Source organism: Burkholderia lata (assembly GCF_902499335.1).
Taxonomy (GTDB): Bacteria; Pseudomonadota; Gammaproteobacteria; order Burkholderiales; family Burkholderiaceae; genus Burkholderia; species Burkholderia lata_B.
In genome coordinates, this window is record NZ_CABVQK010000011.1 from 232,305 (window position 1) to 244,590 (window position 12,286).

At 66.6% G+C, this 12,286-nt stretch carries 11 protein-coding genes and 1 tRNA gene; 7 read left to right on the forward strand and 5 right to left on the reverse strand.

Annotation, left to right across the window (positions count from 1 at the left end; genetic code table 11):
- Positions 1-11 precede the first annotated feature (11 nt).
- Positions 12-515, reverse strand: a complete 504-nt coding sequence (def, locus tag BCO18175_RS26860) for a peptide deformylase (RefSeq protein WP_011353573.1) — start codon at positions 513-515, stop codon at positions 12-14.
- A 185-nt stretch (positions 516-700) separates the two neighbouring features.
- Between def and dprA the strand changes: the two genes are divergently transcribed.
- The 3 genes from dprA to BCO18175_RS26875 all read left to right on the forward strand — a co-directional run bounded on the left by dprA (position 701) and on the right by BCO18175_RS26875 (position 5,270).
- Complete coding sequence (dprA, locus tag BCO18175_RS26865; protein ID WP_254608174.1) at positions 701-2,038, forward strand: DNA-processing protein DprA; 1,338 nt, start codon at positions 701-703, stop codon at positions 2,036-2,038.
- A 36-nt stretch (positions 2,039-2,074) separates the two neighbouring features.
- On the forward strand, positions 2,075-2,455 hold the full coding sequence (locus BCO18175_RS26870; RefSeq protein ID WP_174916655.1) for a thioredoxin family protein: 381 nt from the start codon (positions 2,075-2,077) through the stop codon (positions 2,453-2,455).
- 193 nt (positions 2,456-2,648) lie between these two features.
- Positions 2,649-5,270: a DNA topoisomerase III gene (locus tag BCO18175_RS26875; protein WP_174985595.1), complete on the forward strand. Its 2,622-nt coding sequence runs from the start codon at positions 2,649-2,651 to the stop codon at positions 5,268-5,270.
- Positions 5,271-5,398: 128 nt separating this feature from the next.
- On the opposite strand, the gene BCO18175_RS26880 is transcribed toward BCO18175_RS26875, so the two are convergent.
- Complete coding sequence (locus BCO18175_RS26880; RefSeq protein ID WP_174985597.1) at positions 5,399-6,448, reverse strand: LysR family transcriptional regulator; 1,050 nt, start codon at positions 6,446-6,448, stop codon at positions 5,399-5,401.
- Positions 6,449-6,874: 426 nt separating this feature from the next.
- On the opposite strand from BCO18175_RS26880, the gene BCO18175_RS26885 reads away from it, so the two are divergent.
- Entirely contained in the window at positions 6,875-7,888 is a 1,014-nt protein-coding gene (locus BCO18175_RS26885; RefSeq protein WP_174916658.1) for a D-2-hydroxyacid dehydrogenase family protein, read from the forward strand.
- 49 nt (positions 7,889-7,937) lie between these two features.
- On the opposite strand, the gene BCO18175_RS26890 is transcribed toward BCO18175_RS26885, so the two are convergent.
- Together BCO18175_RS26890 and BCO18175_RS26895 are read right to left on the reverse strand one after the other, a co-directional pair.
- On the reverse strand, positions 7,938-8,804 hold the full coding sequence (locus BCO18175_RS26890) for a patatin-like phospholipase family protein (protein WP_174985599.1): 867 nt from the start codon (positions 8,802-8,804) through the stop codon (positions 7,938-7,940).
- Positions 8,805-8,812: 8 nt separating this feature from the next.
- A complete protein-coding gene (locus tag BCO18175_RS26895; protein WP_027785770.1) occupies positions 8,813-9,217 on the reverse strand; it encodes a PaaI family thioesterase in 405 nt (134 codons plus the stop codon).
- A 190-nt stretch (positions 9,218-9,407) separates the two neighbouring features.
- Here BCO18175_RS26895 and BCO18175_RS26900 point away from each other — a divergent pair.
- Positions 9,408-9,483: transfer RNA gene (locus BCO18175_RS26900), tRNA-Lys, on the forward strand.
- Positions 9,484-9,670: 187 nt separating this feature from the next.
- Positions 9,671-10,720: a DUF3592 domain-containing protein gene (locus BCO18175_RS26905; protein ID WP_174985601.1), complete on the forward strand. Its 1,050-nt coding sequence runs from the start codon at positions 9,671-9,673 to the stop codon at positions 10,718-10,720.
- A gap of 54 nt (positions 10,721-10,774) precedes the next feature.
- On the opposite strand, the gene BCO18175_RS26910 is transcribed toward BCO18175_RS26905, so the two are convergent.
- A complete protein-coding gene (locus BCO18175_RS26910) occupies positions 10,775-11,389 on the reverse strand; it encodes a CGNR zinc finger domain-containing protein (RefSeq protein ID WP_174985603.1) in 615 nt (204 codons plus the stop codon).
- Positions 11,390-11,470: 81 nt separating this feature from the next.
- On the opposite strand from BCO18175_RS26910, the gene BCO18175_RS26915 reads away from it, so the two are divergent.
- Positions 11,471-12,286 carry an alpha/beta fold hydrolase gene (locus tag BCO18175_RS26915; RefSeq protein ID WP_174985605.1) on the forward strand — a complete coding sequence of 272 codons (816 nt, stop codon included), beginning with the start codon at positions 11,471-11,473 and terminating at the stop codon, positions 12,284-12,286.

Below are 12,286 nucleotides of genomic sequence, written 5' to 3' on the forward strand. Positions count from 1 at the left end.
GTGAACGCGCGTCACATCGCGCGTTCGAGTTTCTTCATCTTCGTCTTGATGCGCGTCTGCTTGAGCGGCGACAGGTATTCGACGAACACGCGCCCCATCAGGTGATCCATCTCGTGCTGGACGCACACGGCCAGCAGGCCCTCGCAGTCGAGTTCGAAGGTCTCGCCCTGCTCGTTGAGCGCGCGCACGCGCACATGATCGGGACGCTCGACTTCGTCGTAGATGCCGGGCACCGACAGGCAGCCCTCTTCATAGATCTGCTTCTCGTCGCTCGACCACACGATCTCCGGGTTGATGAACGCGCGCAGCTCGTTCTTCTCCTCGGAGACGTCGATCACGATCACGCGCTCGTGCACGTCGACCTGCGTGGCCGCAAGGCCGATGCCCGGCGCCGCGTACATGGTCTCGGCCATGTCGGCGACGAGCTTGCGGATCCGGTCGTCGACCTTGTCGACGGGCTTCGCGACCTTGTGCAGCCGCTTGTCGGGGTAATGAAGAATATTGAGTAAAGCCATGGCGTTCGGTATTCGGTGGAGCGGCGTGCCGCATCGGCCATCCGGCCAGCTGGCGCTGCCGCCGGGATGCAATGAAGATGAGGCGGACGCGCGGCGAATCAATGCCGCGGATCATGCCTCCTGCAATTGGCCGGGCGCCTGCGCGCGCGGCCTTGTCGAGTATTTCGGATGATGAAAATTTTATCATGGCGCCACGTGGTTCGCTGGCCACCGCATTCGAGGGGCGCCTCATGTCGCCGCAAGCACTGACCACTTCCGCCGTGCGCGCGTGGCTGCAGCTCGCGCATGCGCCCGGCCTCGCCCCGGCCGTGCTGCAGGCACTGCTCGATGCGTTCGGCTCGCCGGCCGCGCTGCTGCGCGCGTCCGACCAGGCCATTGCCGCAGTAACCAGCCCCGCCGCCGCCCAGGCCGTGCGCGCGAGCGAACGCGGCGATCTCGGCGCGCGCACCGACACCGCGCTCGCCTGGCTCGACGCGCCGGGCAACGCGCTCGTCACGCTCAACGATCCGGCCTACCCGCCGCGGCTGCGCGACCTGCACGATCCGCCGCCGCTGCTATATGTAAAGGGCCGGCTCGACCTGCTGCACGCGCGCTGTCTCGCCGTGGTCGGCAGCCGTCACGCAACGCCGCAGGGGCTCGCCGACGCGACGCACTTCGCACGCGAGCTGTCCGACGCCGGGCTGCCGATCGTGTCGGGCCTTGCGCTCGGGATCGACGGCGCCGCGCACCGCGGCGGGCTCGACGGCCGGTCGGGCACGGTCGCGGTGATCGCGACCGGCGCCGATCTCGTCTATCCGGCGCGGCACCGCGCGCTCGCCCACGAGATCGCCGCGCACGGCGCGATCGTGTCGGAATGGCCGCTCGGCACGCCGGCCCGCGCCGCGCACTTCCCGCAACGCAACCGCCTGATCGCCGCACTCGCGATCGGCGCGCTCGTCGTCGAAGCCGCCCCGCGCTCCGGCTCGCTGATCACCGCGCGGCTCGCGAACGAACTGGGGCGCGATGTGTTCGCGATGCCGGGTTCGATCCATGCGCCGCTCGCGCAGGGCTGCCACGCACTGATCCGCGACGGCGCGAAGCTGACGGCGGCGCCGCTCGACGTGCTCGAGGAATACGGGCTGGGCGAATCGAAAACCGGCGTGGCGGGCGCTGCGGCGTGCTCCGGGCATCCGGGCGCGAACACCGGCGATATTCGCGAAACCGAAGCCGCCATTCAAAGCGCTGCCGCACGCGCCACCACCGCCGCTCCAGCCACCGCACCAGCCCGGGACGAAGCGCCGTCGCCAGCACCACCGCTGCCCGGTACCCCATCCGAACAGGCCGTGCTTGCCGCATTGGGATACGGCCCCGTCACCTACGAATGGCTCGCCGAGCACAGCGGCCTGTCCGACGACGTACTGCACCGCGCGCTGCTTGCGCTGGAACTGTCCGGCCGCGTCGCCAGCCTCCCCGGCGGACGCTTCGCGCGGCTTGACGCAGCGCGCACCCCGCCCGTGCACGGCGTGCTACATTCCCCCGCATAGGGGCGGCCAGGCCGCCAACGATACCCAAGGAAACCCATGCCCGCGCTGAATCTCGACACCGATGCGGATCGGATCGCCGAGCGCCTCGCCGATCCCGGCACGTTGCTCGTCGCCTGCCTGTGCGCCGAGTGGTGCGGCACGTGCCGCGACTACCGGACGGCCTTCGACCAGCTCGCCGACGCGCATCCGGAAGCCTGCTTCGCCTGGATCGACATCGAAACGCATGCCGACCAGCTCGACGATCTCGACGTCGAGAATTTCCCGACGATCCTGATCGAAGATACCCACACGGCCCGCTTCTTCGGCACGGTGCTGCCGCATGCGGCGATCGTCGAGCGGATGCTGTCCGACCTGAGCGCGGTACCCGGTGCGCCGCACGCACCGAAATTGCGCAACGTCCTGGCCGTCGAGGCCTGAATTCGCGAGCCGGCCCGGTGGTTTTGCGCGCGTTTGTGCGCCGCGCCGCGCCAGGCGCTTGCCGCCGTTGCGGCCCCCCTCTATGATGAGCCGCTTTTTGCACGCTGAGCCGCCATCGCTGCGGCGTGTGCTATAAAGCGGTCGTAAAAGGGACCCACAACCGGCGAACCCGGTCTACCAACACACACCTGTCATGTCCAAAGCACTGATCATTGCGGAAAAGCCTTCTGTCGCGAACGACATCGCACGCGCTTTGGGCGGCTTTACCAAGCATGACGAGTATTACGAAAGCGACGATTTCGTCCTTTCGTCCGCTGTCGGCCACCTGCTGGAAATCGCCGCCCCGGAAGAGTACGAGGTCAAGCGCGGGAAATGGAGCTTCGCGCATCTACCCGTCATCCCCCCGCATTTCGACCTGAACCCGATCGCAAAAAGCGAGTCGCGCCTCAAGGTGCTCACCAAGCTGTTGAAGCGCAAGGACGTCGACCGCCTGATCAACGCATGTGACGCGGGGCGCGAGGGCGAGCTGATTTTCCGCCTGATCGCGCAGCACGCGAAGGCGAAGCAGCCGGTCCAGCGCCTGTGGCTGCAGTCGATGACCCCGCAGGCGATCCGCGACGGCTTCGCGAACCTGCGCAGCGACGCGGACATGCTGCCGCTCGCCGACGCCGCACGCTGCCGCTCGGAAGCCGACTGGCTCGTCGGGATCAACGGCACCCGCGCGATGACCGCGTTCAACAGCAAGGGCGGCGGCTTCTTCCTGACGACAGTCGGCCGCGTTCAGACGCCAACGTTGTCGATCGTCGTCGAACGCGAAGAGAAAATCCGCCGCTTCATCCCGCGCGACTACTGGGAAGTGAAGGCCGAATTCGCGTGCGCGGGCGGCTTCTACGAAGGCAAGTGGTACGACCCCAAATTCAAGCGCGACGAATTCGATCCGGAAAGGCGCGACTCCCGCCTGTGGAGCCTGCCGGCCGCCGAAACGATCGTCGCCGCGTGCCGCGACCATGTAGGCACGGTCTCGGAAGAATCGAAGCCGTCGACGCAACTGTCACCGCTGCTGTTCGACCTGACCAGCCTGCAGCGCGAAGCGAACAGCCGCTTCGGCTTCTCCGCGAAGAACACGCTCGGCCTCGCGCAGGCGCTGTATGAAAAGCACAAGGTGCTGACCTACCCGCGTACCGATGCGCGCGCGCTGCCGGAAGACTATCTGTCGACGGTCGAGTCCACGCTCGAGATGCTCAAGGAGAGCAACAACTACCTGCCGCACGCGAAGCAGGTGCTCGACAAGGGCTGGGTGAAGCCGAACAAGCGGATCTTCGACAACTCGAAGATCAGCGACCACTTTGCAATCATCCCGACGCTGCAGGCGCCGAAGTCGCTGTCCGAGCCGGAGCAGAAGCTGTACGACATGGTCGTGAAACGCTTCCTCGCCGTGTTCTTCCCGGCGGCCGAGTTCCGCGTCACGACGCGGATCACCGAAGTCGCCGGCCATCACTTCAAGACCGAAGGCAAGGTGCTCGTCGAGCCGGGCTGGCTGCAGGTGTACGGCCGCGACGCCGAAGGCGCGGATGCGAACCTGGTGCCGGTGCAGAAGGACGAGAAGGTGAAGACGGACGAAATCGCCGCCGTCGCGCTCGTCACGAAACCGCCCGCACGCTACTCGGAAGCAACGCTGCTGTCCGCGATGGAAGGCGCGGGCAAGCTCGTCGAGGACGACGAACTGCGCGAAGCAATGGCCGCGAAGGGCCTCGGCACGCCGGCCACGCGCGCGGCGATCATCGAAGGCCTGCTCGGCGAGAAATACCTCGTGCGCGAAGGCCGCGAGCTGATCCCGACCGCGAAGGCATTCCAGCTGATGACGCTGCTGCGCGGGCTCGGCGTGAAGGAACTCACCGCACCCGAGCTCACCGGCGAATGGGAATACAAGCTGTCGCAGATGGAGCGCGGCAACCTCGGGCGCGAAGCGTTCATGCAGGAAATCGCCCGCATGACGCAGCAGATCGTCAAGCGCGCGAAGGAATACGATTCCGACACGATCCCCGGCGATTACGCGACGCTCGAGACGCCGTGCCCGAACTGCGGCGGCCAGGTGAAGGAAAACTATCGCCGCTTCGCGTGCACGAAGTGCGAGTTCTCGATCTCGAAGATCCCGGGCAGCCGGCAGTTCGAGATCCCGGAAGTCGAGGAACTGCTGCGCGAGAAGACGATCGGCCCGCTGTCCGGCTTCCGTAGCAAGATGGGCCGCCCGTTCTCGGCGATCCTCAAGCTGTCCTTCGACGACGAGACGAAGAACTACAAGCTCGAGTTCGATTTCGGCCAGGACACGGGCGGTGAGGAAGGCGAGGCGCCCGACTTCTCCGCGCAGGAGCCGGTCGGCGCATGCCCGAAGTGCAAGGGCCGCGTGTTCGAGCACGGGATGAGCTACGTGTGCGAGCACTCGGTGGCCAACCCGAAGACTTGCGACTTCCGCTCGGGCAAGGTGATCCTGCAGCAGGAAATCTCGCGCGAGCAGATGGGCAAGCTGCTGGCCGACGGCCGCACGGATCTGCTGCCGAACTTCAAGTCGTCACGCACGGGCCGCAACTTCAAGGCGTTCCTCGTGAAGCAGCCGGACGGCAAGATCGGCTTCGAGTTCGAGAAGAAGGAGCCGAAGGCCGCTGCCGCGAAGAAGACGGCAAAATCGGCGACGAAGGATGCCGAAACCGTGACGGAAGGCACCGAAGAGAAACCGGCACCGGCTCGCAAGACCGCCGCCAAGACCGCGACCAAGACAGCCGCTCGCAAAACGACGGCGCGCAAGACCGGCTCATAACGACCGGCCGCCGGGGCCTCCCCCGGCGCATCCGGCTCCGGCAGCCAGCTATAAAAAAAACGCGGATCGATTGCTCGATCCGCGTTTTTCTTTGTGCCGGCGGCAACTGCCGCCCGGCCGTCGCGCCGTTACAGCGGCGACGGCGCCGCGACGCGCGTGCGCGGCGAACGCGGCAGGCGCGGCGACAGGTTCGGATCGGCCGCATCCGGCTGCTCGGCACGCGTCTCGACACCGATCGGCGCGAGCGCCGAACCCTGCGCGGCCCACTGCTCGCCCATCGTCGCGTCGGTCGAGTGGCTGAAATGCTCGACGAGGTGGTCGATGAACGTGCGCACCTTCGCAGGCAAATGGCGCCGGCTCGGGTAAGCGATGTTGATCTCGACCTGCGGCAGCCGGAAATCCGGCAGCAGCCGCACGAGCGCGCCACGCGCGATGTCGCCGCCGATCAGGTAGCTCGGCAGGATCGCGACCCCCATCCCGAGCAGCGCGAACTGGCGCAGCATCGCGGTATTGTTCGCGACGATCACGTTGGTCGGGCGCACGCGCACTTCGCCGTCCGGCCCCGTGAACACACGCTCGTCACCCCAGTATTCGGTCGGCAGGCTCAGGCTCGGGTGCTCGGCGAGATGCTCCGGATGGGTCGGCACGCCGTGCTTCTCCAGATAGCTCGGCGTCGCGCACACGGTCATGCAGCCGGTGGTCAGGCGCCGCGTGACGATGCTCGCGCTGCGCATCTGGCGCGTGACGACGATGCCGACGTCGAAGCCTTCCTCGACGAGATCGACTTGCCGGTCGACCAGCGTGAGATCCGGCACCACTTTCGGGAAATTCTCCGTGTACGACTGCAACACGGGCGCGAGGTTATGCAGGCCGAACACGACCGGCGCGACGATGCGCAGCGTGCCGACCGGCTCGTGATTGCGCGCGACGACCATCTGCTCGACGTCCTCGAGCTCATCGAGGATCTGGCGAGCACGCTCCAGATAAACCTGGCCTGACTCCGTCAGGGAAAGGCTGCGCGTGGTGCGGTTCAGCAAACGCGTGCCGAGCCGGCCTTCCAGATCGGCGACGTGACGCGTCGCGACCGCGTTGGAGATATCCATTGCACTCGCGGCCCGCGCAAAACTGCCGAGATCTGCAACCTTGACGAACACACGCATCGACTGCAAATGATCCATAAACGACTCCTGCCGCTGTTACAACTTCAAAAAGATGAAGCAAATGCGTAATTCTCCTACGACAGCGGAAAAGATGCAGAGTTGCTCAACAAGGCCCCTGTTGACGATAAAAATAGTCAAAAATCCTCGCCCTCTGCGGATAGTTGATCCAATTATTCTGATTGAAGCAACAATTGGGTGAACCTCGTCGAGTAAGCGGCCGAATCAGGAAGGACGTATTTGATGCGACACAACAGCGCACCCTTCCGCCCGTCGTGAAAGCGGCGCCGGGTCAGGCTGCCGCCAATTGCGGCGGAGCGTAACAACCTGTTAAAAAGACACCATGCAGGCGGTCGACGTAGCATCATGTCGGCCCCGGCCGGGCGGGACGGGTGCGCGACGTGCGCCGCCGCCACCGCCGCTTTCAACGCGCGACACCCGCTCACCATGAAAATTGCCATCCTCGACGACTACCAGGACGCCGTCCGCAAGCTGAACTGCTTCGAGATGCTTGCCGACCACGACGTGAAGGTCTTCAACAATACGGTGCGCGGATTGGGACAGCTCGCCAGCCGTCTGGCGGAAGTCGAGGCGCTCGTGCTGATTCGCGAACGAACCCCGATTTCGTCGCAACTGCTCGCCAAGCTGCCGAACCTGCGCATGATCAGCCAGACCGGCCGTATTTCGAGCCACATCGATCTCGAAGCCTGTACCGACCGCGGCATCGCGGTGCTCGAAGGTACGGGCTCGCCGGTGGCTCCGGCCGAGCTGACCTGGGCGCTCGTGATGGCCGCCCAGCGCCGCATTCCGCAGTACGTCGCGAACCTGAAACAGGGCGCCTGGCAACAGTCGGGCCTGAAGACGTCGGCGATGCCGCCGAACTTCGGCCTCGGCCAGGTGCTGCGCGGCCAGACGCTCGGCATCTGGGGCTACGGCAAGATCGGCCGGCTCGTCGCCGGCTACGGCAAGGCGTTCGGGATGAACGTGCTGATCTGGGGCCGCGAGCATTCGCTCGAGGCCGCGCGCGCCGACGGCTATACGGCCGCCGAAAGCCGCGAAGCGCTGTTCGAGCAGAGCGACGTGCTGTCGCTGCACCTGCGCATGCATGACGACACGCGCGGGATCGTGAAGCAGGAAGACCTGATGCGAATGAAGCCGACGTCGCTGCTCGTCAACACGAGCCGCGCCGAACTGCTCGAGGAAAATGCACTGGTCAACGCGCTGTCGCACAACCGTCCCGGGATGGTCGCGATCGACGTGTTCGAGAGCGAGCCGATCCTGCAGGGCTACAGCCTGCTGCGGATGGAAAACGTGATCTGCACGCCGCACATCGGCTATGTCGAGCGCGAAAGCTACGAGCTCTACTTCAGCGCGGCATTCAAGAACATCCTCGCGTTCGACCAGGGCGACATGTCGAGCGTCGTCAACCCGGAAGCACTGACGCCGCGCCGCGTGCGCTGAGCGCGGCGGGCCGCGCCCGCCGCGCGGCCCCGCTTCCTGCTTCCCGTCTTCAGGCGGCCGCGCGGCCGCCCGTCATCGCGCCGACACGCGTGAGGAAATGCTCGCCGTCGCGCCGCCCGAGGTCGTACGCATGCCGCATCTGCGACGGGCTCGTGTAATCCCAACTCGAAATCGGCACCTTGCTCGACGGCTGGACGTACAGCCGCCGCTGCTCGCCATGCGCGACCGTGAACATCTGCGGACGCGGATAGAGCCGCGTGACGAGCACGAGCACGTCGCCCGGCGTCGGATCGAGCGCGTCGACCGGCACGTTGTCGACCATCCCGCCGTCGAGCACGGGCCGGCCGCCGCGACGCAGCACCGGCGTGAACGGCGGCGTACAGGACGACTGCAGGATCAGGTCGGCGAGTTCGTCGACGCGCGTGCAGGCCTGCGCGCGCACGAATTCCGGCCGAAAGCCGAGCGTGCGCCCGAGCGTCGGGTGCAGCGTCTTGCGCACGTACTTTTCGATGTTGTACGCGACGAGGCCGGCGGCGACTGCGCTGCGCGCGCCGAGCCAGCGCGGCACGTGCGACACGCCGATGCGGATCTCCGGCGCCGCGGCAAGCTTCGCGAACGGCTCGCCGTAGATGTCGAGCAGCGCCTGACGGTAAATCCGGTAATGCGGAAACACGGGCTCGCGCCCGAACAGGTTGCCCCAGTACGCATTCTTCCGGTTGTGGCGCAGCGCCTCTTCGTAATAGCGCATCACCCACGCGGCGTCGCGCGTATACAGCATGCACGCGGTCGCCGCGCCGGCCGAGATGCCGGTGATCACGCGCGGGCGCAGGCCGAGCGCCGGCTGGGCGACGTCCCAGAAGCCGGCCTGCCACCAGCAGCGATTGCCGCCGCCCGCAAAGACGATCTGGTCGAACATCGCGCCGCTCAGCTCACGAGCGCGTAGGTCGACGTCGCGTGAACGGCCATCTTGCCGTCCTCGTCGAACAGCTCGACTTCGCCGAAGACGAGATTGCGGCCCATCCGCAGCACGCGCGCGGTGACGAGCACGTCGCCCTTGCGCACGGGCCGCATGAAGTTCGTGTTCAACGACACGGTCGTCATCGGCCGGAATTCGCCGAGCGCGGCCGAGATCGCGACCACCATCGCGGTGTCGGCGGCGGCCGTGAACACCTGGCCGCAGATCACACCGCCCGAATGGCGGAATTCGCCGGAAAACGGCAGGCGCAGCGTGACGCTGTCGTCGCCGATCGACACGGGGACCAGACCGAGCGAGCGGACCCAGGGGGCCAGCAGGCGATCCAGCAATTCGCGGACTGCGTTTTCGTCCATCTTCGAAAGCCCAGAAAGCGTTGCGCGACCGCCGCGCAACACGTGTGGCGTCATCATACCGGGAGCACGCAAACTGCGATCGCTCGTTATCGGGCCGACAGCTACCGTAGTGGTGACGAAATATTTTCAGGATATTTGCAGAAAGGGCTTGCAAGGTCTGAAATACCCGGGCATAATCTTTCTTCTGTTGGGGGCGTTAGCTCAGTTGGTAGAGCAGCGGACTCTTAATCCGTAGGTCGAGTGTTCGAGTCACTCACGCCCCACCAGGAATTCCGAAGCCCGGTTAGCGCAAGCTAACCGGGCTTTTTCCTTTTCCGCCGCCGAACTCACGGCGCGCGCCCTGTCGCAGTACGCCACCACACGCCCGTTCCGCATCGTTTCCGCTAGAATCGTCCGACAAATATCACACGACCGGCGCAAGCACTGCCGTTTGCCCGCCGGCACTGAGAGAACATGGGACGTCAGACATGGAAGCATGTAACCGAGACGCGACCATTCAGAGAGCCTGGTTGCGCCGATATCGGCGAGTCCGTCGGGACACGCCACTCCCCCGATCACACCGGCATCCGCAGTGCGACGCACGAACCGGATCCGGTCATGCCCGGTAAGGACGCGCTCGTCGTCATGGCGCTCGGCGTCGTGCTGCTCGTGCTGGCCGGCATGCTTGCCGTCACGGCCGGTCAGGCGACCGGCCAGCTGGTCCGTGCGCCGGGCACGGTCGTGCGCATCGTGCAGGACAGCGACGCGATGCGCGCGTACCGGCCGATCGTCGCGTACCTCGCGAACGACGGCCAGCGCCGCGAAGTCGCCGGCAATACCGCATCGACCGTCCCCGCCTACGACATCGGCGAGAACGTCGACGTATGGTTCGACCCCAGCCACCCCGAACGCCCCGCACTGATCGACGATTTCACACAACGCTGGTTTCCGGTGGCCGTGTCGGCGCTGCTCGCCGTCGCATCGTTCGCGATCGGGGGCCTCCTGATCGTCGGCGAGCGCCGCCGCCGGGCCTCCGAGCCACTGCCAACCCGCGCCGCCCGCAAGCAAGCACGGAGCCGCTGGAATATCGCGATCGTGCTGATTCCGATCGCGATCGGCACGGGCTTCATCGCCGGCGCCGGCGCAGCCGGCCTGCGTCAGTGGCAGATCGTCCACCACTATGCGCGTTCGACCGGCCATGTCGTCGAAATCGCGACAAACGCACGCTCGGCCCGCGCGCGCACGTCGCTGTATTCGGCGATCGTCGCGTTCACGACCGACAGCGGACGCCAGATCACGTTCGCCCAGGGCTCGGCGTCATCGCATCCGGGCCTGCACGAAGGCGAAGCGGTCAATGTGCTGTATGACCCCGTCACACCCGAGCGCGCGATCGTCGACCGCTTCTGGGATCGCTGGGGCCTCGCGGCCATCCTGTTCGCGATCGGCGCGCCGTTCCTCGTGGCCGGGCTGTTCATCGCCGCGACGCTGTGGCCGGAACACCCGCCGCACGAAGCCGCTCCATGACGTTCGCGCGCCGGCCGCGCACGGCGTGGCACGACGACCGTCACGGCGCGCGCATCACCGCTCCCTGAACGCCTCCACCTTCGCCCGGTTCCCGCACGTGCGCATGTCGCACCAACGGCGCCCGACGCCGCGGCCGCGATCGACGAAGAACCACGTGCACCGGCCGCACTGCCGCACCCGCGCGAAATCGTCGCTGCGCAGCAGTTGCTCGAAGCCGAGTGCGGCCGCATCGACCCAGCGCATCGCGGCGCGCGCGTCGGGCCGCCACGCGAACCGGCCGTCGACCGCCTCGAACGCGCTGCGCCCGATCGCCTCGCGGATCGCGACGGCGAGCCGGTCCGCCGCGCGCGCGCCGGCCGTGCCGCCGCTTTCGATCGTCAGGTGCGCGATCGCGGTGTAAGCGTCCTCGCGAAAGCGACGCAGCGCCGCCAGCGCATCCGCATCGTCCTGCCGCGCCTGACGCAGAAGCCGCGCCAGATCGGCCGGTGCCAGCAGCCCCGCTCGTTCCGCCCACGCATGCACGGCCGGCCAGTCGACGAGCTTGTCCGCGTCGCGCGTCTTGCCCGTGTCGGCCACCGTGTTGAGGAAGTCGAGCGCCGGATGGCCGCCGACGAAATCGGCTGCACCCCATGCGTGTGCGGGTCGCGCGGGCTCGTATCGAGTAACCACTTATTTTCACCTATAGGTTTCACACCTGGACAATCCGGCGTAACCTGTTAACAACCAAAACAGGTTAGCACGGAGATGCCGATGCTCGAACTCGCCAACCGCTTCATTTTCGAAGGTCACCGGATTGCCTGGGGAACACTCGGCGAAGGCCCGCCGCTCGTGCTCGTGCACGGCACGCCGTTTTCGTCGCAGGTGTGGCGCCGGATCGCACCGTGGCTCGCACGGCGTCATCGCGTGTTCTTCTACGACCTGCTCGGCTACGGTCAATCCGACATGCCCGACGCGGACGTGTCGCTCGGTCGCCAGAACGTGCTGTTCGGCGCGATGCTCGATGAGTGGAACATTTCGCGCCCGCGCGTGCTCGCGCACGACTACGGCGGCGCAACCGTGCTGCGCGCGCACTTCCTCGACGGCGTCGCCTATGCGGATCTCACGCTCGTGAATCCGGTCGCGATCGCGCCGCAGGGTTCGCCGTTCGTGCGCCACGTCGCGCAGCACGAAGCCGCATTCACCGGACTGCCCGCGTATGCGCATCACGCACTCGTGTCGGCCTATCTCGGCAATGCGGTCGCCCGGCCGCTGAGCGACGACGCGCTGTCGATCTACCGCGCGCCGTGGCTCACGCCCGCCGGTCAGGCCGCGTTCTATCGCCAGATCGCGCAGATGCGCCAGCGCTACATCGAGGAAGCCGAGGCCCGTTACACGCCGCCGGATTTTCCGGTGCGCATCGTGTGGGGCGAAGACGACGTGTGGATTCCGCTCGAACAGGGGCAGGCGCTGGCCGATCGCATCGCGAACGGCCAGCTGATCAGGGTGCCGCGCGCAGGCCACCTGGTGCAGGAAGATGCGCCGGAAGCGATCGTCGCGGCGGTGCTCGACGGGCTACGGCAAGATTGA

What these genes read in the sequence shown, in the direction of transcription:
- BCO18175_RS26890 (WP_174985599.1), bottom strand. Translation starts at nt 8,804, where the DNA reads ATGTTCGACCAGATCGTCTTTGCGGGCGGCGGCAATCGCTGCTGGTGG.
- BCO18175_RS26905 (WP_174985601.1), top strand. Translation starts at nt 9,671, where the DNA reads ATGGGACGTCAGACATGGAAGCATGTAACCGAGACGCGACCATTCAGA.
- def (WP_011353573.1), bottom strand. Translation starts at nt 515, where the DNA reads ATGGCTTTACTCAATATTCTTCATTACCCCGACAAGCGGCTGCACAAG.
- BCO18175_RS26895 (WP_027785770.1), bottom strand. Translation starts at nt 9,217, where the DNA reads ATGGACGAAAACGCAGTCCGCGAATTGCTGGATCGCCTGCTGGCCCCC.
- BCO18175_RS26870 (WP_174916655.1), top strand. Translation starts at nt 2,075, where the DNA reads ATGCCCGCGCTGAATCTCGACACCGATGCGGATCGGATCGCCGAGCGC.
- BCO18175_RS26880 (WP_174985597.1), bottom strand. Translation starts at nt 6,448, where the DNA reads ATGGATCATTTGCAGTCGATGCGTGTGTTCGTCAAGGTTGCAGATCTC.
- BCO18175_RS26875 (WP_174985595.1), top strand. Translation starts at nt 2,649, where the DNA reads ATGTCCAAAGCACTGATCATTGCGGAAAAGCCTTCTGTCGCGAACGAC.
- BCO18175_RS26915 (WP_174985605.1), top strand. Translation starts at nt 11,471, where the DNA reads ATGCTCGAACTCGCCAACCGCTTCATTTTCGAAGGTCACCGGATTGCC.
- dprA (WP_254608174.1), top strand. Translation starts at nt 701, where the DNA reads ATGGCGCCACGTGGTTCGCTGGCCACCGCATTCGAGGGGCGCCTCATG.
- BCO18175_RS26885 (WP_174916658.1), top strand. Translation starts at nt 6,875, where the DNA reads ATGAAAATTGCCATCCTCGACGACTACCAGGACGCCGTCCGCAAGCTG.